Origin of the sequence: Novosphingobium sp. HR1a, from assembly GCF_015594425.1 — a bacterium.
Classification (GTDB): Bacteria; Pseudomonadota; Alphaproteobacteria; order Sphingomonadales; family Sphingomonadaceae; genus Novosphingobium; species Novosphingobium resinovorum_A.
Genome location: NZ_JABXWS010000062.1, coordinates 52,181 through 76,766, shown reverse-complemented (window position 1 = coordinate 76,766; position 24,586 = coordinate 52,181). Strand labels below are relative to the sequence as shown.

Sequence of the window (24,586 nt, the reverse complement as noted above, 5' to 3'; positions counted from 1 at the left end):
GGTAGCTTACTGCCGCAAGGCGTTGTGCAGCCATTCAAGCCGGACGCCTCGAACCGCTGGCGCCTAGCGGCTTGAGGTGATTCACTGCCTTTGCACGAGGGTGGAGGCGATGATGGCGGGACAGCCGAGTTTCTTCGATCTTTCGGACCGATACGAGGCGTTGAGCGCGGCAGGTGATCGGCTTGAACGGCTTGCGACTGTCGTCGACTTCGAGGCTTTCCGCGGCCCGTTGGTAGCAGCGTTGCGGCGAAGTGTCCGCGGCAAGGGTGGCAGGCCGCCGTTTGATCCGGTCCTCATGTTCAAGATCCTCGCTGCAGGCGCTCTACTCGATGTCTGACGAGGCCACCGAGTTCCAGATGGCGGGCGCGGTCTTCCTGACCGACGAAGGGAAGGGCTGGCCCGCCTTCGCCTTCTGCAAGTGGAGCCTGTCGCGCGTGAGAAACGATACGATCGGATCACGCTCTGGACACACACCGTTCTGGAAGCAGTTCGCCGTATCTATGCGCGCAATGGCTTCTAGGGTGTCGAAACCAATCACGAGTTCGGCGAACCGGTTCGAGGCGAGACCTGGTTTTTGATGCTTATGGCATAAGCGCCATCGCTCCGGTATCGCGATGCATCGCTGCGTCCTGCACTCCGAGCGTTATGGACGCGCGAACAAGATCGGGTACCGAGCGCAACTGCATCTTGCGCATCAGGCTGGCGCGGTGAAGTTTGACGGTGATCTCGCTGATATCGAGTTCCCATGCGATCTGCTTGTTCATGAGGCCGCGAACGACACCTTCCATCACTTGACGTTCGCGGCGGGTGAGCGTGTCGAAGCGGCGCACGATGATGCCGCGCCGCTGTGCGGCCGAGCGGCGCTCGATGTCGATATCGAGGGCATGTTCGACGGCGCCCAGCATGTCGCGTTCGTCGAACGGGCGCGGCAGGAAGTCCACGGCCCCGGCCTTTATCGCACGAACGGAGAGCGGCACGTCGATTTCGTCGGTTACGAAGATCACCGGGATCGCATCCCCCCGTTGCTTGAGGCGCTCGATCAGTTCGATGCCGTCGATCGCGGGCAGACGCACATCGGCGACGATGCAACACGGCGCCTCAGGCAGCCGTGCATCGAGCAAGGCACCGGCCCAGGCGAATGTCTCGATCAGGTAACCCTCGTCGCGCAGCAGGGCATGCAACCGCGAACGGGCCTCTCCCTCGTTATCGACGATCAGGACCTTGCCCGGCCTTGCGCTTTCATCGGCGGGATTGCGCATCGGCTGGTTGATGGGATGGGTCATTTCACTACTCCTGCTGCCGGAGTCGGAAATGATCCAAAGTGCACACAACGGGCAATCCCCTCTTTCGGGGGGCTTTCCTCGGCAGGGGCGGCGGGGCTAAACGCAGGCCATGGAAGACAGCGATTTTCAGGCCCCCATCCGCATCGCCGTGGTCGACGACCACCCGCTGCTGCGCGACGGCATCGTCGCCGTCTTCGCGACCCAGCCCGATCTGGAACTGATCGCGGTGGGTGAGGACGGCGAGGCGGCGGTCCACATCTATCGCGAGGCGCGCCCCGACATCCTGCTGCTCGACCTGCAGATGCCCAATGTCGACGGGGTGGAGGCGATGACGCGCATCCTCGCCGAATTTCCCGAGGCGCGCATCCTGGTGCTCACGACCTATTCGGGCGATGGCCGCGCGACGCAGGCGATCAAGGCGGGGGCCTCCGGCTACCTGCTCAAGAACAGCCTGAGGACCGAACTGCTCGACGCGATCCGCTCGGTCCATCGGGGCGGCACGCACTTCGATCGCCAGGTGTTTGGCGCCGCCGACCGCGAGGCGAAGCGCCTGACCGCACGCGAGAGCGACGTACTGGAACTGGCGGCGGCGGGCAATTCCAACAAGCAGATCGCGGCGCGGCTGTCACTGTCCGAGGACACGGTGAAAGGCTATATGAAGGCGATCTTCGCGCGGCTCGGCGCGATGGACCGCACGCATGCGGTGGCGATCGCCGTGCGCAACGGGTTGATCGAGCTTTAGATTCTTCCGCTTTTCATCATTGGATTCGCCTCCTTTCGTCATTGCGAGCGTAGCGAAGCAATCCAGGGCCGCGCAAACCGCCCTGGATTGCTTCGCTACGCTCGCAATGACGAAAGAGGTGAGAAGAGGAGAGCTTACCGATACGCGATCTTCGCGGGCAGGCTCAGCCGGATCGAGGTGCCCTGTCCCGCCGCATTGGCGATCGCGAAGGCACCGCCCAGCCGCTCGATCCGCTCGCGCATGCCGGTGAGGCCGAAGTGTCCCTCGCGCCCACCGGCCGCGCGCACGTCTTCGGGCAGGCCGACGCCGTCGTCCACCACCCGCAGCGAAAGCCGGTCGCGGCCGTGGTGGATCTCCACCCGCACCATGCTCGCCCGGGCATGCTTGACCGCGTTGGCCAGCGCCTCGCCCACCGCGAGTTCCAGCTCCTCGGCGACCGGAGCGCCGACCAGCCGCTCGGGGCCGTCGACCTTGACCTCCCACGGCAGGGTATCGCCCACCACGCGCGCGGCGCAGGCGCGCAGGGTTTCGGCGATGCACTTGGGCTCGGCATCCTCGCGCAGGCCCCGCACGCGCTCGCGGCCGTGGAGCAGGACGTCGTCGGCACGCTCCAGCGCTTCCTCGATGGCGGTGTGGGCAGGGGTGCCCGGCGTCGTCAGGTGCAGCACCGTCTGGAAGCGCAGCATCAGGCCCTGGAAGCCCTGAAGCAGTGTATCGTGCAAGTCCTGCGCGATGCGCTCGCGTTCGGCGACGCGTTCCTCGATGCGGTCGCGCAGAGACTGCATGGCGGCGCGCATGCGCCAGCGAAACAGCGCGTAGCCACCCAGCACCGCCGCCGCCAGCACCGCAAGGCGGAACCACGCAGTCTGCCAGAAATGCGGGGCGATCACGAAAGTGGCGGTCGCTTCCCGCTTCGCCCACGGCCCGTCGCCGGTGGCGGCGGTGACGTGGAAACGGTAGGTGCCCGGACCGAGCCCTGCGTAATCAACGCGGCGACGGCCCTGTGCCTCCACCCAGTTCTCGTCCATCCCGTCGAGCCGGTAGCGATAGCGGTTGTTCTCCGCATCGGCGAGGCCGAGGCCGACGTAGGACAGGCTGACGCGCGTGGTGCCCGCAGGCAGGTGCGTGTTTGCAAGCGGATAGGCATGGCCGTCCACTTCCAGCGCGGTCACCGCGATCGGCATGTCGGCCTTGAGCGGGGCGATGCGCGAGGGGGCCACCTGCACCACTCCGGTGCTGGTGACGAACCACAGGCGTCCCTGCGCATCGACGGCGGCGTCGTTGGCGGAATAGGATTCGGTGCGTGCGCGGATCACGCCGCTCTGGCCGAAGCGGGCGAGCGGGATCGGCGTGCCGGGCTTCGCGAAGGCGGCATCGAAGTCAGCCTCGGCCACGCGGATGATGCCGCCTGACGAGATCAGCCAGTAATGCCCGGCGACGCGCACGATGCCCATCACCCCTGCCAGCCACGGATACGTCCGCGCGCTCAGTTGCTGCGCGCGGCGGCCGTCGTAGCGGGCAAGGCCCGCCTCGCCGCCGATCCATGTCTCGCCGTCCATCTGCTTGAGCATGCGCACGAAGCCAACGCCGCCCTTGCTGCCTGCGCCGTCGCCTTCGGGCCAGATGGACGTGGTCTTGCCGTCATGGACGCGGGCGAGCAGGCGCAGCGGCTGGTTGACGATGAAGGTATTGGGTCCCGGCGCGATGAAGGTCGTCGCGGGCGGCAGGCTCTCGTCCTTGGTCCAGCGGGTGCCGTCGAGCCGGAACATGCCGGAGGCCGATACCGATTCCCACAGCCGCCCCTGCGGATCGGAGGCACAGGCCTGGGCGAACTGGCGCTCATGCTCCAGCGGGCCGACGATCCGCGTCGGGGTGGCGCCGCGCACGAGATATTCGTTCTTGTACGTGAGCACATAGGCGCCGACGCCCGAAACCGAGCAGACCTCGGAAACCAGCCCCGAACGCAGGATCAGCTGCGCCTTGCCGTCGACGATGCGGTAGAGGCCCTCGTCCCCGCCGATGTAGAGAGAGCCGTCCGGGCCGGTGGCGATGCCGGTGCGCACTCCCTTGATCGCGGCGTAGCGCACGACCGGGGTGCGTACGAAGCGGTGCAGGCCGTCCGGCGCGCCGCCCCAGATGGTGCCCTCGCCGTCGCGCATCAGGGTGAACATGCCGACGGGGTAGGTGTGCGCCTGTTTCATGCTCAGCGCGCCGCGCGGCACCGTCGCGAGGCCCGAGGCATTGCCGGCGATCCACAGCAGGTCGTCGTCGTCGAACAGCATCTCGCGCCATCCGTCGCCGCCGTTCAGCGGCTCGCCGAAACCGACGCCGGTTTCCGTGAAACCCTTCGCGGTCAGGCGCTGGAGGCCGTCGCTCGAATAGAACCACATCGCGCCGGTGCGGTCCTCGCGGAAGGCGGGGCCGAGGTTCATGAGCGCTGGGACCATCTCCAGCTTGCGGCTGCCGGGGGCCAGACGGCGCAAGTCGGGATTGGAGGCGATCCAGATGGCGCCGTTGCTCTGGCGGTACATGCGCAGCAGCGGGCCGTCGACGTCGATCACGTCCCAGCGGCCGTTCATCCAATGGCGCAGCTGCGAGCCGAAGCCGCTCCAGGTGGAAACCCAGATCGAGCCGTCGGGCGCGGCGATGATGTCGGTGATGCGCCCGCGCGGCTTTTCCGGGTTGGCGCCGCGCAAGTGCCCGTCCTTGAGCCGGGCGATGCCGCCGAAGGCATAGCCCGCCCACAGGCTGCCGTCCGGCCCCGCGGCCAGCGCGGTGACCTGCCGGGCGCGGAAGTTGTCGAAGTCCTCGGGCTCGACGCGCAGGAAGTTCAGCCCGTCGAACCGGTAGAGCCCGTCGCCCGAGCCGAGCCACAGGAAGCCGTCGCGGGTGCGGGCGATGGCGCGGATATCGGGCGGGGCGCCGTCCGCCAGCGACCAGTAGCGGCTGGCGTAGCCGGGGATCTCGGTGGCAGGCGACGCGAGCAGTGCAGGCGCGCAGAGGCTCGCGCCGACGAGGGCGGCGATGGCGCGGAAAAGCGGGCGGGCGACACGGACGGGACGCATCGCCCGCGCATTACATGGCGCTGCGCGCGCGACAAGGTAACCTTTCGTTTGTCTTTCCAAGGTTCGGCATTGTTTCGCTGTGCTTGCAAAGACGCGGTGTCGTCAGGGACGATGCGGCACGGCGGAGGCCGGGTCGCGCAGGAACACCAGCGTCGCGCCCAGCACGATCGCGCCGGCCAGAGCCAGCGGCAGGGCCAGTCCGCCATGCATCAGCAGCAACGCGCCCACGGCGGCACCCGCGAAGATCGAGAGCACAGCGCCGATGCGACGCGCGAAGTTGGGCGTCTTGCCGCCCACATGATCCGCCGCGATGCCGGTGATGGTTAGGGTGAGCACGGTGGTCGTCAGGTCCGGCACCTTCAATTGGCGCACGGTCGCATTGCGCAGCCCCATCGCGAAGCCCGTGAGCGCGATCACGGCCATTACGGCCGCCTTCGGCGCCTGCGCGGCGACATCGACGTCGCGCGCGATCAGCGCCGCGATCCACAGCAGTGCGGCTTCGATCACCGCAGCCCACAGCAGCCAGCGGCCGAGCGCACGCTCGACATGCGCACGCGCGAGATGCCCGGCTCCCCATGCGCCGACCATGAAGGCGATCAGCGCCAGCACCGAGGGGATCACCTTGAACCCCGGCGTTCCCGCCGCCGCGAAGCCGAGGAACACGACATTGCCGGTCATGTTGGCGGTGAACACCTTGCCCAGTCCCAGCACCGAAGCTGCATCGACGAGGCCGGTGGTCGCGGACAGCAACAGCAGCAGGCACGGCAGCAGGGCGGATTTGCCGAGAGCGGAAACGGACGAAGCGGAAATAGGGGGCGGGGTAGACATGATGCGACCTCCTGAGTGATGCGGAAGGGTCTACCGGGCGAAGACCTGCTGGTTTATCCGAATAAATTGGTTCGTTACGTTCGAGGATCTGGAAAAGATCTCAGAACCGGAAATTGCTTTCGAGGCCCAGCATACGGATGGTCTTCGCGGTGCCGGTGTCGCGGATGAACGCGCCGGGCGCAAAGGCCGAGACCGACATCGACAGTTCCAATTCCGCCGTGGCCTGCCAGGCGAGGGTTGCCTCGACCTCCTTGCCGATGAAGCGGGCGCGGCTGTTCCCGGCCGCGCGGATCAGGTTGCCGGGGATGTCGTAGATGCCGTCGCTGCGCGACTGGCGCCAGTAGGCCGCAGCGGCCACTCCCGCCGAGACGATGGGGGTAAGCTGCAGGCCCAGTGCAGGGTGCAGGTTGACGATGTTGTAGGGGCCGACCGGCGAAAGTTCGCCGAAGTACTTGCCCTTGGGAAACAGCGCGTTGAACGTGCCGAGGCGATTGTCGCCGGGATGACGGTCGCCGCTGACCACGTTGGCGCGCAGCGTCAGGTCCGGCGAGAACGGCAGGTGCGGGAAGCCGCGCCCGAACTCCGAGCCCAAAGTCCAGGCCGAGATCGCGCCGCGGCGGGCGCCTTCGCCGAAGTGTCCGAACTGGTAAACGCCCTCGACGTTCCAGTGCCAGTCTCCGCGTACGGCGTGCCATCGCGCGCCGATGCTGTGACGCGTCTCACCGCCGCTGCGGTCTCCCCAATGGGCGGCGTCGTTGCGATAGCCGAGGTAGTAGAGATCCATCTCTGGCATCGCCGCATAGGCGCCCCACAAGGCCTTTTGCGAAAAGGTGCGGTCGTCGAAACTGCCTTTGCCCGGCTGGACCGGGCGCACGGCGAGCAGGCTGACTTTCGCGCTGCCGACCGCCACGTTGGCGCGCAAGCCGTCGAATGCGAGGGTGACGTTGGGGCCATAGCGAGTGCCGACCAGGCGCTCGCTGCCCAGCGACAGCATCTGTCGCCCGGCGCGCAGGGTGACGGGGCCGAGGTCGGCCTCGGCAAAGCCCTGCATCAGGTCCAGGCCAGTGCCGTCGGTCGGCCCGGGCGAGGGGGCGACGCTGATCGAGGTGGCGAAAACCGGCTGGACGAAGGCGCGCAGCTTGCCGACGTGCAGGTCGGCGTAAGGCAGGGCGCGCAGCCAGACATAGCCGTCGTTCGGCGCGGCGGCGCCGCCCCACAGGTTCTCGGCATAGTTCTCGTTACGGGCGCGAAGTTCGACGCCGGTAGAGAGCCAGGCCTCGCCACCTGCGATGTCGCCTAGCGGGATGTACTTGAACGGGCCGGTCCAATGGTGATCCCGCTTTTCGGCGCTTTCGAGGTCTGACCAGTCCTCGTCGTAGCGGGTCACGGTGAGGGTCGGGGCTTCCCATGCCTCCTTCGGCGCGGCCAGGGCGGTGTGGGGAAGAAGCGTGGCGAAGGGGAGCAACCATTCCAGCCGCCGTCGTCCCGGACTTGATCCGGGGCCGCTGGCCTGGCGGCGCTCACCAGGATGCGCGCACCGCAAAGGCGCGCCTGAAGACAGCCACCGGTCCCGGGTCGAGCCCGGAACGACGCACTTACGCATCGCCCTGCCCCCTGCGCGCCAGCACCGCGACCAGCACGAAACCGCCGACGAGGCCCATGTGCTCGAAGAAGGCGTTCATCGCGGCGAAGCGCTCGGGGCCGTCGGGCATGACCCAGAAGGCGTTCGCCACCAGCGCGGCGAAGAACGTGAACACGCCCAGCATCCCCGCGCCCAGCCAGACGAGACGGCCCGAAAGGATCAGGAGCGGGCCGACCAGTTCGACCGCGATGGTCAGCGCGGCCCACAGCGCGGGCGGGGTCAGGCCGAAGTGGGCCTGCTCCGCCAGCGCGGCGGGCCAGTCGCCCAGCTTGTCGATGCCGCCTACCAGGTAAGCGCTCACCAATGCGAGCCGGGCGAAGAAGGCGGTGGGGGTGAAGTCCAGCACTACCCCGATGATGGAAGGCGTGCGGTTCATCGGGGGCAGGCTCGCCATGGCTTACGCTCCCTGATGGATTTCGGCGATATAGCCGCCGGGGAAGCGCACGATGGCGGTCTGGCGCTTGTTGACTTCGCTGGGCGCGACGAGGGTTTCGACGCCTGCCGTCGTGGCCTTAGCCAGCGTGGCGGCAAGATCGCTCACGGCGTAGCCGGTCATGTCGCGACCATAGGGCCAGGGCAGTTGCCCGTCGGAGACAAAGACCGTCATCTTGCCGTAGCCGCTCTCGATGGAAACGCGGCGGATGGTCTTGCCCGGCTCGCCGATCTCGGCGCCCGAGGCGGCCTTGTCGTCGGCGGTGATCCTGCCGTGGGCGTAGCCGGTCCAGCTCTTCACAAAGGCGTCGGCGGCCTCAGGCGTCAGGTAGACGCGGTTTTCGGGCACACTGCTAACCGGTGCGTAGTTGGGCTTGGCGGTGTGCCAGTAGATCTGCATGTTCACGCCGCCCGGCCACTGCACCACGGAATCGCGGCCGATCGGATCGGAGAAGGTGGCGATGCCGCGTACCGCGCCGTGCTTCACGGCAGAAGCCACCGCCGCGTCGATGTCGGTGACGAGGTAGCCGGTGCGCTCGTCGCCGAAGGGATAGGGTATCGGCGTCATGAAGCCGAACACCGAGACGGTTCCCGACGGGGTCAGCACCAGCTGCGATTTGGTGAGGCTCTTTGTGGGCGTCACCTGAAACTCGCCCTGCTTGCTGGTGGTGCCGCCGAAGGTCGCCGAGAAGCTGGAGACGAAGCTGTCGAACTGCTCCTGCGGCACGTAGACGTGGGTGGTGTCGTACTGCGGGCCAACCGAATAGTCGGCGGTTTCGGCGAAGGCTGGCGCGCTGCTGAGGACGGCGGCGGCGATCAGGAAGGTGAAGCGCTTCATCGGGGGCTCCTTGGAGGCGAGTTTCATCGTCGTCTGGAACCGGTGCGCCTGTGCTTCAGCGGCCGGTCCAGAACGGTTTAAGGCTTGATCGAACTCTCAACGATCCGAATAAAATCGTCCGGTCTGTTCGATATTCTGGAAAACTACGCTTCGGCTTAGACGGCCCAGCAGCCGCAGCCGAGCGATCCCCAGAACGTCTGGACATCGGCGGCGGGAACGTTGGCCCCGAGCGCAGCGGCATGGTCGTGGCCATGGACGCCGCAGCTGCTGGCGCAGCCGCAGGCCGAGGCCAGTTTCTGCTTCGCTTCAGGCGTCTGGTAATAGCCGCCGAAGGTGGCGACCGGCGACCAGTCCGGCATCGGGCGCGGCAGCTGCGGCGCGAGCGGGGCGAAGTCGCCGTCGCCGTGGACCACCTTGCCGCCCAGCATCGTCAGGATCGAGCGGATGTGGACGATCTCGTTGTCCGGCACCGCGAAGTAGTCGTCGGACAGCAGCGCGAGGTCGGCCAGCTGGCCCGCCTTGATCTGGCCCTTCTTGCCCACTTCGGTGGAGAACCATGTGTTCTCGTGCGTCCACATGCGCAGCGCCTTCTCGCGGCTGACGCGGTTGTCGCCGCGATACAGCGAAAGGCCGCCCACGGTGCGCCCTGTCACTAGCCAAGAGAGCGAAACCCACGGGTTGTAGCTGGCGACGCGGGTGGCGTCGGTGCCTGCGCCCACCGGGATGCCGGCGGCGATCATGCGGGCGATCGGCGGGGTGCGCTCGGCAGCCTTGGCGCCGTAGCGTTCGACGAAGTATTCGCCCTGATAGGCCATCCGGTGCTGCACGGCGATCCCGCCGCCGAGCGCCGCGATACGGTCGATATTGCGGTCGCTGATGGTTTCGGCGTGGTCGAAGAACCAGTTGATGCCCTGCAGCGGGATATCGGCGTTGACCTTCTCGTAGACGTCGAGCGCGCGGCCGATCGTCTCGTCATAGGTAGCGTGGAGGCGCCAGGGCCAGCGGTTTTCCGCCAGCAGGCGGATGACAGGTTCGAGGTCGCCTTCCATGCTTGGCGCCATGTCGGGGCGGGGCTGGCGGAAGTCCTCGAAGTCGGCGGCGGAATAGACGAGCATCTCGCCCGCGCCGTTGTGGCGATAGGTGTCGTCGCCCTGACCCGGCGTGACCTGCTTGGCCCACCCGGCGAAGTCGGCGAGTTCCTCCTTCGGCTTCTGGGTGAACAGGTTGTAGCTGATGCGGACGGTCAGCTGGTCGTCCTGATGCAACTTCTCGATGATGTCGTAGTCGTCGGGATAGTTCTGGAAGCCGCCGCCTGCGTCGATTACGCCGGTGACGCCCAGCGCGTTGACCTCGCGCATGAAGTGGCGGGTGGAATTGAGCTGGTATTCGGGCGGCAGCTTCGGCCCCTTGGCGAGCGTCGAATAGAGGATCGTCGCGTTGGGCTGGGCCAGCAGCAGGCCGGTGGGGTTGCCCTGGCTGTCGCGCACGATCTCGCCGCCCGGCGGGTTGGGCGTGTCCTTGGTGTAGCCCACCACGCGAAGGGCAGCGGCGTTGAGCAGCGCGCGGTCGTAGAGGTGGAGGATGAACACCGGCGTGTCAGGGGCGACGGCGTTGAGTTCCTGGATCGTGGGCAGGCGCTTTTCGGCGAACTGGTGCTCGGTGAAGCCGCCGACCACGCGCACCCACTGCGGGGCGGGGGTGTTGTCGACTTGCTTCTTGAGCATCGCCATCGCTTCGGACAGGCTGGTCACGCCGTCCCAGCGCAGCTCCATGTTGAAGTTGAGGCCGCCGCGGATGATGTGCATGTGGCTGTCGATCAGGCCGGGGATCAGGCGGTGCCCCTTGGCGTCGATCACAGTGGCTTCGGGCGCGGCGGCGCGCACTTCGGCCTCGCTGCCGACCGCGAGGAACTTGCCGTCGCGTAGAGCCACCGCTTCTGCCTGCGGGTTTTCACGGTCGAGGGTGGTCACCTTGGCGTTGATGATGATCGTGTCGGTCATTGTCTTGTCCTTGGTTCGACCCGCTCGGGCCGCGAGAGTTTGGGGCAGGAGCGACGCGGCGGCCGCTCCCAGAAACGTGTGGCGGCGCGAGATCATGCGTCGTGCTTATCGGCGTCGCCGGGCAGGCGGCCGAGGACGTGATCGCGGCACTCGGTCATGACGAACTGCGCGACGTTGTTTTTCGTCACGAACCGGCTCGCCAGCGGCACGATCTGCTCGCCGAGCAGGATTCCCAGCAGGCCGACCAGCGCGATCATCGGCGGCGCAGGCGAACGGACGCCGAGGAGACTGTAGACGACACCCACCAGCAACCCGGCGGCGATGGAGAGAAGGTAGGCTTTCATCGGAAGTCTCCTCGGACGTTTGTTCTTCGCTCCGGGTGTCCCTTGTTCCCGAGATGGCGTCTGTAGTTGGCCATCATGGAAAAAGCCGGAGCGAAGCCTGTTCGGATCAGCCCTGCACGAAGGCGAGCAGATCGGGGTTGATGGTGTCGGCGTTCACCGTGAGCATGCCGTGGGAGTAGCCCTCGTAGATCTTCAGCGTCGCGTTCGGCAGGATCTCGGCCTGCAGTACGCCCGCATTCTTGTACGGCACGACCTGGTCGTCATCGCCGTGCAGGACGAGGGTGGGGACGGTGATCGCGTTCAGGTCGTCGGTCTGGTCGGTCTCGGAGAAGGCCTTGATGCCGTCGTAATGGGCCTTGGCGCTGCCCATCATGCCCTGGCGCCACCAGTTGTCGATGACGGCTGGCTTCACGTCGGCGCCTTCGCGGTTGAAGCCATAGAACGGACCTGCAGCCACATCGCGGAAGAACTGCGCGCGATTGGCGGCAAGACCGGCGCGCAGGCCGTCGAACACCTCGATCGGCAACCCGCCCGGGTAGGCTTCGGTCTTGAGCATGATCGGCGGCACGGCGCTGACCAGCACGGCCTTGGCGACGCGGCCCTGCGGGATGCCGTAGCGCGCGACGTAGGCCGCCACTTCGCCGCCGCCGGTCGAGTGACCGATGTGGACGGCATTGCGAAGGTCGAGGTGTTCCATCACCGCGGCGGCGTCGGCGGCGTAGTGGTCCATGTCGTGCCCCTCGCTGACCTGCGCGGAGCGGCCGTGGCCACGGCGGTCATGGGCGACGACGCGGAAGCCCTTGGACAGGAAGTACAGCATCTGCGCATCCCAGTCGTCCGACGAGAGCGGCCAGCCGTGGTGGAAGACGATGGGCTGCGCGTCCTTCGCGCCCCAGTCCTTGTAGAAGATTTCGACGCCGTCAGTGGTGGTTACGTAGGCCATGATGCTGATCCTTCGGGTGAGAATTGGGCTTTGTACTGCGGGGGCTTCGACAAGCTCAGCCTGAGCGGGAACAGGACTGTACTATGAAACCGCTCAGGCTGAGCTTGTCGAAGCCCCCTCCTGAAGAGGGGGTGGAACTGGCGGCCCGATGAGGGTCGGGGGGTGATGAGCCGCCGGTTCCGAGCTTAAATCAGTGACCGCCTTCGGACGCGCCGAACATGGACTTGGCGTACTTGATGCCCAGGCCGTAAGCGCCGCCCCAGACCTTGGCGATGCCGGTGGTGCTGTCGTACGTCTCGGTACGCGCCCAGTCGCGCTGCAGTTCGAGCAGATACTGCAGCGAGGTCATCGGCACGGCGCCAAGCTGGATCATGCGCTGCACGGCGCGCTCATGCGCTTCTTCCGAGATGTCGCCGCAGGCGTCGGTGATGACGTAGGCTTCGAAGCCCTGCTCGATCGCCGATGCCACCGGGCCGACGATGCACACCGAGGTCCAGAGCCCCGCGAAGACGATGCGCTGCTTGCCGATGCGGTTGATCTCGCAGATCACCGCTTCGTCTTCCCAAGTGTTCATGCTGGTGCGGTCGAGCAGTTCCTGGCCGGGGAAGGCGTCGGTGATCTCGTCGAACATCGGGCCGGAGAAGCTCTTCTCGGCGACGGTGGTGAGGATGGTGGGGACGTTGAACGACTTTGCACCGCGCGAGATCAGCGCCGCGTTGTTGCGCAGCAGTTCGGGCGAGATCGACTTGGTCGCGAAGCTCATCTGCGACTGGAAATCGATCAGGACGAGCGCGTGGTTGTCGGGCGAGATCAGCGACTTGCCGGGGGTCGCAGTTGCGGTGAGCGTCATTGGTAGGTCCTCCTGTTGCTGGGCGTCCTTGCCCGTTGAGATGCATACTGGAGCGAGATGGTCGTTCCAGATAGGCGCATAAAATCGTTCCGAACTTTCGATTAAATCGAAAAGATCGAACCAGTGTTCGGGGTGTCGAGAGCTTGCGAGAGGCTTATGAGCCGAACCGCATGGCCGCGGAATCAACCGAAAGTATTACACCCGATCGAGGGGGGCACGCGGTTCGGCTCAGGCTGGCGACAGGCCCCGCCTTCGAAAGGGCCGGTCGCGGATGAGGTATCGTTAGGCGGCGTCGACGAGGACGAGTTCGCTGTCCTCGATCGCGGTCACGCGGATCACGTCGAGGTCGCGGATCGCCGCGCCGTCGCGGGCATTGACCTGCACGTCGTCGATCTTCACGGCGCCACTCGCCGGGACGAGATAGGCCTTGCGGTCGGCGCCGATCGGATACTCGGCCGTCTCACCGGCCTTCAGCGTCGCGGCGACGATGCGGGCGTCGGTGCGGATCGGCAGGGCGCCGCCGTCACCGTCGTAGCCCGAGGCGAGCGTTTCGAAGTGTCCGGCGCGGTCGCCCTTGGGGAAGGGACGGGCGCCCCAGCTGGGCTTTTCACCGTTGCGGGTGGGAAGGATCCATATCTGGAAGATCTTCGTGGTCACGTCCTCGAGGTTGTATTCGGAGTGACGCACGCCGGTGCCCGCGCTCATGACCTGAACGTCGCCCGCTTCGGTGCGGCCCTTGTTGCCTAGGCTGTCCTCGTGGGTGATTGCGCCTTCGCGGACATAGGTGATGATCTCCATGTCGCGGTGCGGGTGCGGCGGGAAGCCGGTCTTCGGCGCGATGGTGTCATCGTTCCACACGCGCAGGTTACCCCAGTGCATGCGGGCCGGATCGTGGTAGTCGGCGAAGGAGAAGTGATGCTTGGCGTCGAGCCAGCCGTGGTTGGCGCCGCCGAGGCTGTCGAAGGGACGAAGTTCGATCATCTTGGGTCTCCGGTGGAAGCTGCGGGTTGAGAGTGCCGCTTCGTTGAGCCCTTTGTATGGGTTGCGATCTTTTCCGTTCAGATAGATAAAACCAATCGGTCTTTTCGAGGAAATAGAAAAGTGAATAACCCAGGCACACCGACGCTCGATCAGTTGACGATCTTCCAGACGATCGTGGAGACCGGCAGTTTCGCAGGCGCCGGACGCAAGCTGAACCGTGCGGTCTCGGTCATCAGCTATGGCATCGCCAATCTGGAGGCGCAGCTCGGCGTGATGCTGTTCGAGCGCGAAGGCACCCGGCGGCCGAAACTGACGGAACAGGGACGCGCGGTGCTGGCCGAAGCGAAGGCGATCTCGCAGGGTGTGGACGGGCTGCGCGCCAAGGTGAAGGGCATGCTCGACGGGCTTGAGGCCGAGGTGAACCTGGCGCTCGACGTCATGCTGCCCGCCGACCGCGTCGGGCTGGTGCTGCGCGACTTCGCCGTGACATTCCCCACCGTCCAACTGCGCCTTCATGTCGAGGCGCTGGGCGCCATAACCGCGCTGGTGCTGGACAAGGAGGCGGTGGTCGGGCTGTCCGGTCCGCTATCGGCCGGTGTCGAGGGTATCGACAGCCGCTCGGCGGGCTCGGTGGCGATGGTGCCGGTGGCCGCGCCCGATCATCCGCTGGGCCGCATGATGAAGATCGAACCCGGCGCGGGGCGGGACTATACGCAGCTGGTGCTCTCCGACCGTTCGCGCTTCACCGAAGGGCAGGACTACTCGGTGTTCAGCCCAAAGACCTGGCGGCTTGCCGATCTCGGCGCCAAGCATGCGCTGCTGCGGCAGGGAATCGGCTGGGGGAACATGCCGATGCCGATGATCGAGGCGGATCTCTTCGCCGGAACGCTGGTACGACTGGCGATGCCGGACCATGTCGGGGGGACGTATCGCTTTTCCGGCATATGGCGGCGCGATACGCCTCCCGGTCCTGCGGCAAGCTGGCTTCTGGACCAGTTCGTCACACTCGGCCAGGATGATCGTGAAATGGAGGGAATGGGCGATGTCTGACGAATGGCATCGAGCGCATTCCGGGCGACTGATCCGCGCCTTCAGGCCGCGATCGCTTTGCGCCCGAGTCCGATGGTCAGCGCACCGAGCAGGATGCCGGCCACAAGGTGGCCGGCAAAGTCCATCGCCGACATCGCGATGGGATGGCAGAACGCCAGTAGCCCGAACGACAGGAACGCTATTCCCGTCCCCGCGAGCATCAGCGACCGCACCGGATTGAGCGACCGCGTTCGCCGCAGTGCCAGCACGGTGATAGCAATCATGGGAACTCCGGCTACCAGTACGAACGTGAAGCAATAGCTGCCGTGCCCCAGATGCCCGACGGGCTGGCTGGATATGCCGATGCTGTAGGCCGCCAGCGTCAGCCAGATGCCCAGGCACGCCATGATCCAGCCGCTCGTCCGCGCGGGGGCGCCAGGCACGCTGGCCGACAAGGCGGCTGTGAACGCGGCGATACCCAGGACAAGTGACAATACGATATTGGCGGCGGCGACCCCGGCAAGCGGACCGGCCCAATCCGTACCGGCGCGGTGGAGCATTTGGGTCGCTAGATAACCGATGCCTAGCGCGACCGGGCTCCAGGCGAGGGCCCGCCGCCACGCCGGAGCCACGCGGCGTACCGGCACGGCCTCGTCGCAAAGCGTATCGATCAGGGTGTCATGGTCAACCATGTGTCTGCTTTCCATGTTCGCGCAACCTGACGATCGCGCGGTGCAGCAAGGATTTTACGGCGGAAACGGAGAGCCGGCTTTCCTGCGCGGCGGCATCGAGCGACATCTCCTGCAGCTTCACCATCTCGATCATCTGCCGCTGGCGTTCGGGCAGCAAGTTCAGCATGCCCGCGAGTTCCCGTTCGGCGCCGATCGCTTCGAAGGCCGCCGCCGCGACGGGGTCGATGGCGCCGTCCAGGGTTTCTTCCCGATTGATCTCCCGGCCGCGGGATCGGCGCTGTCGGCGTAGCGCATCCACGGACCTTGCCGAGACGATGGCCGAAACCCAGGGCATCAGCGGCAGCGCGGGATCGTAAGTGTGACGCAGGCGATGAAGCGTCATCAGCACCTCCTGAACCACGTCCTCGGCCAGCACGTCATCGAAGATGCGCCGCCGCACCCGAACCCGGACGACCGGCACCAGCGCGCGCAGGACCAGCCGGTAGGCGCGCTGGTCGCCATCCTGCGCCCGCTGCATCAGGGCGGGCCATGCCTCCTCTCGCGGCGCATCCTCGAGCAGCAGTTCGTCCGTCACGCGGGTGCCACGCAGCCCCCGGCATGGTCGGTCGGGATCGCATTCATCGTCTCGTCAAACCTTCTTGCCGGAAGCCGTCCGCAGTGCATCGATGGCGGTCTTCGTGTCCAGAACTTGCGGCAGTATCACCGGATCGCCGCCCTTCGCCGGATAGACGAGGTAGAGCGGCAGCCCGGAACGACCGAGTTCCATCATAGCCTGCTCGATCCGCGCATCATAGTTGGTCGAGTCCGCCACCATGTAGGTCGCGCCGGTGTCGGCGATGGCGGACCTGAACGCGGCGGTGGACAGCACGGCCTTTTCGTTGACCTTGCAGGTCAGGCACCACTCGGCCGAGAAATCGACGAAGACTGCGTGACCTGACGCTTGTGCCTTCGCGACCGCTTCGGGTGACCAGGGCACCGGTCCGTCGGTCACCGGCGCTGCGGATGCCTGTGTCTGTACGGGTGCGGCAGGTGTTTGCAGGGCGCCTCCCGGCATGGCGAAAAGCGCACCGATCGCGGCCGCACCGACAACGGCGACGGTGTGCAGCGCACGCGCGGGACGGCCGGACATCGTGCGCCTTTGCGCCATGCCATAGATCCAGCAAGAGAACGCCAGCAGCAAGGCGCAACCGAGCATCAGCGCCAGCCCCGCGCTGCCCGTCTGCTGCGCCAGCACCCACAGCAGCCATGCGGCGGCGGCGAGCATCGGAAAGGCCAGCGCGTGCTTCAGCGTCGTCATCCAGGCACCGGGTTTCGGCAGACGCCGCGCCAGCGCCGGGCTGAAGGACAGCGCCGTGAACGGTGCCGCCACGCCCGCGCCCAGCGCCGCGAAGATGGCGAGCGCGGCCAGCGGCGGCTGGACGAGCGCAAAGCCGATGGCACCCGCCATGAACGGACCGGCGCAGGGCGTCGCCACGACCACGGCCAGCGCGCCGGTCAGCGCCGCGCCGAGCAGGCCGTCCTTCCCGTCCATCGTCTGGCCCATGCGCTGCAGGCCCAGACCGAACTCGAAGAGACCGGCAAGATTGAGCGCGGAGCCGAGCAGCACCAGCACCAGCAATGCGACCACGAGCGGTGACTGGAGCTGGAAGCCCCAGCCCACCGCCTGCCCGCCGGCACGCAAGGCAATCAACGTGCCGGCCAGCGCCAGCATCGCCAGCAGGGTTCCGCCGAGGAACGCCAGCCCTTCCCGTCGCATTTGTCGTGGGTCGCCGCCTTGCCGCGCAAGCCCGAACGCCTTGAGCGAGATGATCGGGAAGACGCAAGGCATCAGGTTCAGGATCAGCCCGCCCAGGAAGGCGGACAACAGGGCAACAAGCATGACGGGGCCTCTTGGCGACAGGAAGGATCGATCGTGGAGGAAAAGGTCAGCCGTGCTTCGCTTTCCACGCACGCACCGCGGCCATCGTCTTCTCGATGTGGGCCTGCGGGTTCATGTCCGTGTAGCTGAGCAGGATCGTGCCGTTGGGGGCGATCACGAACGAAGTGCGGTTGGAGATCGTCTGCTTGCCGCCCTGCATCGTTGCGTCGAACCTGGCGGCGACCTTGGCGTTCGGGTCGGCGGCGACGGCGAACTGGTTGCGGCATTCGGACTTCGAGAATTCGGCGACCCGCTCGACATTGCCTGCGGTCACGCCGATCACGCTGGCGCCCAGCTTCTTGAAATCGCCGGTGGCTTCGGCGAACAGGTGCGCCTCTACCGTGCAGCCGGAAGTGAAGGCGGCGGGGAAGAAGTAAAGCACGACCGGCCCCTTCTTCAGCGCCTTTGCCAGAGAGAGGTCGAAGGGCTTGCCGCCCAGCGCGGCGTGCAGCGTGAAGTCAGGGGCCTTGGCGCCTTGCGGCAGGGCGGCGAAGCTCTGGCTCGGCACGGCGGCCGCGAATAGTCCAACGGCCAGCGACAAGGCGAAATTCTTCCGGATTTTCATCGGCTCTGCTCCAACGGGTATCATGGGAAGGCGCTCCGATCGGGCGCCTTCCCATGGCTGTTCGCTGGAGCGCGGCAAAAAGTTGCGGTCCGAAAATCACTCGCCGCATTTTTCTGCCGCAGGGTGGATCCGGGAGACTTCGCTTGCGGATGGACTACTCGTCCCGGAGCGAATGCGGCTGGGCGCAATTCGTCGCAATATTAATTCCGTCATGCATCCCGCAGCGGCATCGGCCGTTAGAGCGGCATGGCCACCACGACCGACCGCTCGCCCTTGGTGGCCTGCCCCGCACCGCAGGCCGAGCGTCTCGCCGTTGTCCGCTGCCTTACCGAAACGCTGGCCGCGCCTTTGTCCGATGCGGATGCCACGATCCAGTCCATGCCGGACGCCTCTCCGGCGAAGTGGCATCTGGCGCATACGACGTGGTTCTTCGAGACTTTCGTACTGCGCGATCACCTTGAGGGCTACCGTCTGTTCGACGAGACATGGCCATTCCTTTTCAATTCCTACTACGAGGCGGAAGGGCCGCGCCATGCGCGCCCGCAGCGTGGAATGCTCTCGCGCCCCTCGCTGGACGAGGTGCTGGCTTACCGCGCCCATGTCGATGCGCATGTGGAACTGCTTCTGGATCGCCCCGAACTTGCCGCGCTGATCGAACTGGGACTGAACCACGAGCAACAGCACCAGGAACTGATGCTTACGGATGTGAAGCATGCGCTTTCCCTGAACCCGCTGGCTCCTGCCTATGCGCCTTTGCTGGAGCGCGGCGCTTCGCCAGCGGCACCGGTGGAATGGCAAAGCCAGGAGGGTGGACGCTATCGCATCGGCCATGAAGGTGGCCGGGGACCGGGCGGTTTCGCCTTCGACAACGAAAGTCCGGCGCATGACGTGCTGCTGGAGCCCTTCGCCCTCGCACGTCGTCTCGTGACCAACCGCGAGTGGGCGGAATTCATCGCCGATGGCGGCTATCGTAACCCGGCCTTATGGCTCTCGGACGGCTGGGCGTGGATCAATGCCGAGGGCATCGCGGCACCGCTCTACTGGCGCGGCGAGGCGGCCTTCACGCTGTCCGGCCTCCAGCCGATCCGGCCCGAGGCGCCCGTAACGCATGTCTCGTGCTACGAAGCAGACGCCTTTGCCACCTGGGCCGGGCACCGCCTGCCCACCGAGTTCGAGTGGGAAGTCGCCGCAGCCAGCCATGATCCGGTCGGCGGTGCTCAGCTTGACGAAGCTGTCGGCGTCCATCCCCAAGGCTCGCCCGGCCTGTTCGGGGACTGCTGGCAATGGACCCGTTCCGCCTATCTTCCCTATCCGCGCTTCCGCCCGGCCGCCGGCGCAGTGGGGGAGTACAACGGCAAGTTCATGTCCGGCCAGTGCGTACTCAAGGGCGCCAGTTGCGCGACCCCGCGCGGGCATTCACGCGCTACGTATCGGAACTTCTTTCCCCCCGAGAAGCGCTGGCAGTTCACCGGCGTGCGTCTAGCTAAGGACCTGTAGATCATGGCCACCGCCGTCCGCGAATTGATCGACGCCTCCCGCGATGCCTTGCGCGCCCAATTCCGCCGCGACGTGCTGACCGGCCTTTCGCAGCAACGCAAGGCGATCCCCGCCCGCTGGTTCTACGACCATCGCGGCAGCCAGTTGTTCGAGGAGATCACGCGCCTCCCCGAATATTACCCTACCCGTGTCGAGACCGGCATCCTCATGGCCCATGCCACGCGGATCGGGCGCATGGTGGGATCGAAGCACCACGTCGTCGTCGAATTCGGTGCGGGCAGCGCAACCAAGACGCCGCTGCTGCTCGGCGCGATCTGGACCGCCGCCTACGTGCCGATCGACATCTCGGGCGAATTCTTGAGCGAGTCCTGCGAAGCGCTGGCGGCGCGTTACCCGGACCTTCCGATCTACCCGGTCGAGGCGGACTTCAGCCAGCCCGCCACGTTGCCCGCCGAAGTGGGGCAGCACCCGCGTCTGGGCTTCTTCCCCGGCTCCACGATCGGCAACATGGAACCGATGGCCGCCGCCGACCTGCTGCGCTCGATGCGCCGCACGCTGGGCGCGGGAAGCCTGCTGCTGATCGGCTTCGACCGGATCAAGAGCGAGACGGAACTGGTTTGCGCCTACGACGATGCGCGAGGCGTGACGGCGGCGTTCAACCTCAATCTCGCCGACAGGATCAACCGGGAACTTGGCGGTACGATCCCTCGCGACGGCATCGCTCACCGCGCGGTCTGGAACGACGAACGTGCGCGGATCGAGATGCACATCGCCGCGACGCGCGACATCGACTTCGAGGTCTGCGGCCGCGCCTTCGCCATGGCGACCGGCGAGACGATCCACACGGAGAACAGCCACAAGTACGACCCGCGCAGCGCCGATACCCTGCTGCTGGCTGGCGGCTGGGAGCCGCTGCAGGGCTTTGGCGATGCCGATGACAAGTTCATGGTGATCCTGGCCCGCGCGATCGGCGACGAATTGACCGCGTGATGCCGCTACCGTCCCGATAGCAGCATGATCGTGCGCGCCATCACGTAGAGGGAGGAGGGCATGGAGCCGAGGTCTGCGGTTTCCTCGCCTAAGGTGTGGGCGTGCTCGCCGCCGAGGCCGAAGCTCTCGACCACGCCGGACTTGCCTGAAACCGCCGCATAGGCCGCGTCGCTGCCGCCGCCGAAAGGCTTGTCGAGGATCGTGATCGGATAGCCGAACTCGCGCCCGGCCCTGGCTGCGACCTTGGCCATTTCGCGGGCCTTGTCGGTGGGGACCATCGGCGGGCGGTTGCGACCCAGAGTAAAGCTCACACGCGTGCCCTCCACCGCCGGGGTGGCCGCGAGTTGCCGCAGGTGCGCCATCGTGGCGGTGACGTCGGCCTCGTCGATGTAACGGATGTCGGCGGTGGCTTCGGCAAGGTCGGGGATGATGTTGTGCTTCGAGCCCGACTGCGCGATCGTCCAGTTGAACTTGAACCCTTTGGCCGGATCGGAGAGGGCGGCGGTGCGGCCGATGATGTCGGCCGCCTCGACCAGTGCATTGCGGCCATCCTGCGGAGCGACGCCGGCGTGGGAGGCCTTGCCTTCCACTTTGAGGGAAAGCGTGGCGATGCCGCTGGTGGCGAGGATGCGCTGCTTGCCGCCAGGCTCGCAGGAGAGGACGTAATCGTGCTCGGCGCCCAGTTGCTCGATCAAGTGCCGCGATCCGGGGGAGCCGATCTCCTCGTCCGGATTGAACGCGATCGTGATCGTCCCGTAGTCGCCGAAGCCCAGCTTCCGCAGCATTTCCAGCGTTCCCAGCACCACGGCAATGCCGCCCTTGTCGTCGCTGACGCCGGGGCCGGTGGCGATGTCGCCCTTGATCGCGAAAGGCCATTTCGCGGCCGTGCCGGACTGGTAGACGGTGTCCATGTGAGCGAGCAGGAGGAAGCGTGGGCCGCCGCTGTTCGCACGCTTGCCGTGTAGCGTGGCGACCAGCATGTCGCCCGCGGCGGGCGGCACCGGCTTGCGCTCCACGCTGGCGCCAAGGGCGGTCAGGCGCGCGTCGAGATAGTTCGCCATCGCCTTGAGGCCGGGCGCGTCGGACGAGCCGGAATCGATCGAGACCATCTCGCCGAGCTGCCGGATCGAGGCCGGAACCTGCCGCTCCACCTCGGCTTTCAGTGCTGCTTGCGATGGGGTGGCCGCGGCGGCACCCAACGGCACCCAAAGAGCCCCTAGCGACACCAGCAGGCTACGGAGCACCCGGCTGGGGCGTTTCAGCCTGCCGGAAAACAGGGATGGGGCGGGGTGCGACATGATAGGGGCTCCTTGGATGTTCGCCGATGCGCAATTCAGGATTCACTTCGGTGTTGGGCTGTGGTTCAGGAGCGGCGCCTGCCAAACGAACAAGGGCGACGCTTCGCAGCGCCGCCCCCACAGTCCATTGGGCCGAACCCGCTGCTTACCAGTTGAAGGTCAGCGACGCACCGAAAGTGCGCGGCGCCTGGTACTGGTAGCGATACGACTGGTAGGTCGTGCTCGTCGGCAGGGCGCCGTTGGCGAGGATCAGGCGATCTTCGAGGTTGCGCACGTAGGCGGTCAGCGTCCAGTTCGCCGCGTCCGGGGTGTAGGTCACCATCAGGTCGGAACGGGTATAGCCCTTCTGCCTGTCGGTATCGAAGTTATAGATCTGGAAGTAGCTCTTCGATTCGATATGCGTCTGTGCGCGCGGCGTCAGGGTGCCGCCCAGCACGTGGAAGTCGTGCTGGTAGCCCAGGTTGATCGACCAGTCGGGCGACTGCGGCGGACGCTTGCCAGACAGCTGGTAGTTGTAGCCGACCACGGTGCTGCCGTCGCTGCCGTAGACCGGCTCGGCGCGGCCGTCGGCTTGCGCATAGCGCAGCAGCACGCCGCTGGTGCCGGTGGCGAAATCGACGTAGCGGGCATGCGAGTAGGCGATGTAGACCGAGAACTGGTCGTCCGGCGTCGGCTGCCAGATGGTGTCCAGTTCGATGCCCTTGTAGCGCGACTTGCCCGCGTTCAGGATCTGCACCGAGACACCGCCCGCCGAGTTGATGACCGACTGGCTGACCTGCTGGTTGGAGTAGTCGTACAGGTAGGCCGAGAGATTGACTTGCAGCGTATTGCCGAAGAACCGGTTCTTGGCGCCGATCTCGTAGGATTTCACGGTCTCGGGATCGTAGACGCCGAGGTCGGTGAAGCCGCCTGCCTTGTAGCCGGTGTCGAACTTGGCATAGACCATGTTCTGCGGCGTGACCTGGTAGTCCAGCCCGGCGTGGAACGTCGTCTTGCTCGACTTGGCGATCTGGTAGCCGGTGGTCGTGCTGTAGGCGCAGCTATCGGTCAGGTCGCAGCGGGTGTTGATGTAGGTGTTGTAGTTGGTCGTCAGAATGTTGGTGTGACGATCCTTCTTGTCCTTCGAGTAGCGCGCGCCCAGCGATGCCGTCAGGCCCGGCACGATCTCGTAGGAAGCCTGCCCGAACAGCGCCTTGGCCTCGGCGGTGATGTCGGGATAGGTGAAGCGCTGGATGAGGAAGTAGTCGCCATGCATGCTGTCCTGATCGGGGTAATCGGTGAACAGGCCGACGAAGTCGTTGGTCTCGCGGAAGTAGTAGGCGCCGAACTGCCACTTGAAGGGGCCGGTGGAATTCGATGACAGCCGTACTTCGTGGTTCCAGGTGCCGACGTCTTCGTACTGCTCGAACGAGATGGTCTGGCGGTTGGTGCCGGGATTGCCGCCGAAGGCATACTTGCGGCCGTATTCGAAGTGGCGATAGCCGCCCTGGTAGGTCAGCGTAGCGAAATCGAGGTCGTAGTCGATCTGCGAGCGCACGTTCCATACGGTGTAGCGCATGAAGCCGCCGTCCGGGCTGTAGAAGCTCTTGCCGTTGCCCTTGTCGGGTGCGGTCAGGATGAGGTCGCCGACGTTGAAGCCGCTGGGAACGTTGGCGGCGGTGTAGGTCTGCAGCGGGAAGCCGTTGATCACGGTGCCGACGCCGTTGTTGTGCGCGTATTCGCCGGTCAGCAGCACGTTGAGGCGAGAGATCGGCTTCCACAGCACGTGCAGGCGTGCGGCCTTGCTGTGCTCGTCGTCGCCGTCCTTGCCCGGCGTGTCGCGGAAGCCGTTGCGGTCGCGCGTCTGGAACGAGGCGCGGATGGCGAGGTCGTCGGTAAGCGGCAGGTTCACCATGCCCTTGGTCGAGTAGAGATCGTAGTTGCCGATCTCGCCGCCGAGCTGTGCCTTGAAACCGTCGAGCGAGGGCTTGGCGGTGATCACCTGGATCGCGCCGCCGGTGGCGTTGCGGCCGAGCAGGGTGCCTTGCGGACCGCGCAGCACTTCGATGCGCTCGAGGTCGAAGAAACCGGCCTGCAGGCTGGTCGCGCGCTGGAGGTTGAAGCCGTCGATGCTGATCGAGACGGCGGGGTCGCCGATCTCGGTGACGTCACGGCTGGAGACGCCGCGCACCGCGATGATCGGTGCCGCGCCTGAATTGGTGATCGAGACCGAAGGCGCGATGCGGCTGATGTCATCGACGTTGCCGACGCTGTTGCGCTGGAGCGTCTCGGCGCTCAGCACGGTCAGCGAGAGCGGCGTCTTCTGCTCGGTGCTCGGGCGCTTCTCGGCGGTGACGACGATCTCGCTGAGGCCGCCTTCGGTGCTGGCGGCTTCCTGCGCGAAGGCAGGCAGGCTGATCGAACAGGCCGCCGCGCAAACCGCGAAGACGGACGTTCTCGACATAAAGGATCCCACGCTCATGTTCATTCCCCGATTGTCGCATCCCCCGCCTGTTCGATTGTCCGTCACCGATGGGGTGAGGCTGGTCGCGGAAGATGGATATTTTAGATTTGAAGGTTCATGGTATTTCGGTGCGACGCCCGTTGCGGGCTGCCGGTTCGCTCCTGCCTGCTTGTCTTGTGTGTCCTCGCCCTCTCGTTCGTGAGCCT

21 protein-coding genes and 2 pseudogenes are annotated in these 24,586 nt (G+C 66.1%); 6 read left to right on the top strand and 17 right to left on the bottom strand.

All coding sequences use genetic code 11. From position 1 onward, the window contains the following. Positions 1 to 112: 112 nt before the first annotated feature. Both HWN72_RS17505 and HWN72_RS32015 read left to right on the top strand, forming a co-directional pair. A pseudogene (locus tag HWN72_RS17505) lies at positions 113 to 359 on the top strand (transposase); the annotation flags it as partial. Next, positions 357 to 592, top strand: a pseudogene (locus tag HWN72_RS32015) (MarR family transcriptional regulator); the annotation flags it as partial. The pseudogenes HWN72_RS17505 and HWN72_RS32015, both read left to right, overlap by 3 nt. On the opposite strand, the gene HWN72_RS17500 reads toward HWN72_RS32015, so the two are convergent. After that, the gene (locus HWN72_RS17500) at positions 582 to 1,283 is read right to left on the bottom strand and encodes a response regulator transcription factor (protein ID WP_248006086.1); all 702 of its coding nucleotides are present in this window, start codon (positions 1,281 to 1,283) and stop codon (positions 582 to 584) included. The pseudogene HWN72_RS32015 and the gene HWN72_RS17500 sit on opposite strands and share 11 nt — an antisense overlap. Before the next feature lie 109 nt (positions 1,284 to 1,392). Between HWN72_RS17500 and HWN72_RS17495 the strand changes: the two genes are divergently transcribed. Beyond that, a complete protein-coding gene (locus HWN72_RS17495) occupies positions 1,393 to 2,025 on the top strand; it encodes a response regulator transcription factor (RefSeq protein WP_211150864.1) in 633 nt (210 codons plus the stop codon). 134 nt (positions 2,026 to 2,159) lie between these two features. On the opposite strand, the gene HWN72_RS17490 is transcribed toward HWN72_RS17495, so the two are convergent. From HWN72_RS17490 to HWN72_RS17445, 10 genes are all read right to left on the bottom strand, one after another. Further along, positions 2,160 to 5,090 carry a sensor histidine kinase gene (locus HWN72_RS17490; RefSeq protein WP_211150863.1) on the bottom strand — a complete coding sequence of 977 codons (2,931 nt, stop codon included), beginning with the start codon at positions 5,088 to 5,090 and terminating at the stop codon, positions 2,160 to 2,162. Positions 5,091 to 5,192: 102 nt separating this feature from the next. Beyond that, positions 5,193 to 5,918, bottom strand: a complete 726-nt coding sequence (locus HWN72_RS17485; protein ID WP_211150862.1) for a YoaK family protein — start codon at positions 5,916 to 5,918, stop codon at positions 5,193 to 5,195. Between the two features lie 100 nt (positions 5,919 to 6,018). After that, positions 6,019 to 7,521, bottom strand: a complete 1,503-nt coding sequence (locus HWN72_RS17480; protein ID WP_248006085.1) for an alginate export family protein — start codon at positions 7,519 to 7,521, stop codon at positions 6,019 to 6,021. Further along, positions 7,514 to 7,954 carry a DoxX family protein gene (locus tag HWN72_RS17475; RefSeq protein ID WP_211150861.1) on the bottom strand — a complete coding sequence of 147 codons (441 nt, stop codon included), beginning with the start codon at positions 7,952 to 7,954 and terminating at the stop codon, positions 7,514 to 7,516. Before HWN72_RS17475 ends, HWN72_RS17480 begins: the two co-directional genes overlap by 8 nt. Before the next feature lie 3 nt (positions 7,955 to 7,957). Continuing rightward, a complete protein-coding gene (locus HWN72_RS17470) occupies positions 7,958 to 8,830 on the bottom strand; it encodes a glyoxalase (protein WP_211150860.1) in 873 nt (290 codons plus the stop codon). Positions 8,831 to 8,985: 155 nt separating this feature from the next. Next, positions 8,986 to 10,830, bottom strand: coding sequence for an amidohydrolase (locus tag HWN72_RS17465; RefSeq protein WP_211150859.1), 1,845 nt, complete (start codon positions 10,828 to 10,830; stop codon positions 8,986 to 8,988). A 92-nt stretch (positions 10,831 to 10,922) separates the two neighbouring features. Further along, a complete protein-coding gene (locus HWN72_RS17460) occupies positions 10,923 to 11,174 on the bottom strand; it encodes a DUF1427 family protein (protein ID WP_008831612.1) in 252 nt (83 codons plus the stop codon). Positions 11,175 to 11,280: 106 nt separating this feature from the next. Further along, a complete protein-coding gene (locus HWN72_RS17455) occupies positions 11,281 to 12,117 on the bottom strand; it encodes an alpha/beta fold hydrolase (RefSeq protein WP_211150858.1) in 837 nt (278 codons plus the stop codon). A 190-nt stretch (positions 12,118 to 12,307) separates the two neighbouring features. Then, positions 12,308 to 12,967 carry a hydrolase gene (locus tag HWN72_RS17450; RefSeq protein ID WP_008832628.1) on the bottom strand — a complete coding sequence of 220 codons (660 nt, stop codon included), beginning with the start codon at positions 12,965 to 12,967 and terminating at the stop codon, positions 12,308 to 12,310. 282 nt (positions 12,968 to 13,249) lie between these two features. Beyond that, the gene (locus tag HWN72_RS17445; protein WP_211150857.1) at positions 13,250 to 13,948 is read right to left on the bottom strand and encodes a pirin family protein; all 699 of its coding nucleotides are present in this window, start codon (positions 13,946 to 13,948) and stop codon (positions 13,250 to 13,252) included. Positions 13,949 to 14,068: 120 nt separating this feature from the next. Between HWN72_RS17445 and HWN72_RS17440 the strand changes: the two genes are divergently transcribed. Then, positions 14,069 to 14,998 (top strand): LysR family transcriptional regulator, encoded by a 930-nt coding sequence (locus HWN72_RS17440; RefSeq protein WP_211150856.1) that lies wholly within the window; start codon positions 14,069 to 14,071, stop codon positions 14,996 to 14,998. Between the two features lie 41 nt (positions 14,999 to 15,039). Here the strand turns inward: HWN72_RS17440 and HWN72_RS17435 are convergent, their stop codons facing one another. The 4 genes from HWN72_RS17435 to HWN72_RS17420 are packed head-to-tail and all read right to left on the bottom strand — an operon-like array spanning position 15,040 to position 18,152. Next, entirely contained in the window at positions 15,040 to 15,669 is a 630-nt protein-coding gene (locus tag HWN72_RS17435) for an NrsF family protein (protein WP_211150855.1), read from the bottom strand. Next, positions 15,662 to 16,243 carry a sigma-70 family RNA polymerase sigma factor gene (locus HWN72_RS17430; protein ID WP_211150854.1) on the bottom strand — a complete coding sequence of 194 codons (582 nt, stop codon included), beginning with the start codon at positions 16,241 to 16,243 and terminating at the stop codon, positions 15,662 to 15,664. The genes HWN72_RS17435 and HWN72_RS17430 overlap by 8 nt, the downstream gene beginning before the upstream one ends. A 54-nt stretch (positions 16,244 to 16,297) precedes the next feature. Further along, complete coding sequence (locus HWN72_RS17425) at positions 16,298 to 17,548, bottom strand: protein-disulfide reductase DsbD (protein ID WP_211150853.1); 1,251 nt, start codon at positions 17,546 to 17,548, stop codon at positions 16,298 to 16,300. 46 nt (positions 17,549 to 17,594) lie between these two features. Further along, entirely contained in the window at positions 17,595 to 18,152 is a 558-nt protein-coding gene (locus tag HWN72_RS17420) for a peroxiredoxin (protein ID WP_008831732.1), read from the bottom strand. Between the two features lie 246 nt (positions 18,153 to 18,398). Between HWN72_RS17420 and egtB the strand changes: the two genes are divergently transcribed. Together egtB and egtD are read left to right on the top strand one after the other, a co-directional pair. Then, positions 18,399 to 19,649: an ergothioneine biosynthesis protein EgtB gene (gene egtB / locus HWN72_RS17415; protein ID WP_211150852.1), complete on the top strand. Its 1,251-nt coding sequence runs from the start codon at positions 18,399 to 18,401 to the stop codon at positions 19,647 to 19,649. Between the two features lie 3 nt (positions 19,650 to 19,652). Continuing rightward, positions 19,653 to 20,639, top strand: coding sequence for an L-histidine N(alpha)-methyltransferase (gene egtD / locus HWN72_RS17410; RefSeq protein ID WP_211150851.1), 987 nt, complete (start codon positions 19,653 to 19,655; stop codon positions 20,637 to 20,639). 5 nt (positions 20,640 to 20,644) lie between these two features. Here the strand turns inward: egtD and HWN72_RS17405 are convergent, their stop codons facing one another. Both HWN72_RS17405 and HWN72_RS17400 read right to left on the bottom strand, forming a co-directional pair. Next, on the bottom strand, positions 20,645 to 21,937 hold the full coding sequence (locus HWN72_RS17405; protein WP_211150850.1) for a glutamate carboxypeptidase: 1,293 nt from the start codon (positions 21,935 to 21,937) through the stop codon (positions 20,645 to 20,647). Positions 21,938 to 22,082: 145 nt separating this feature from the next. Continuing rightward, on the bottom strand, positions 22,083 to 24,380 hold the full coding sequence (locus HWN72_RS17400) for a TonB-dependent receptor (protein WP_211150849.1): 2,298 nt from the start codon (positions 24,378 to 24,380) through the stop codon (positions 22,083 to 22,085). Positions 24,381 to 24,586: the final 206 nt, after the last annotated feature.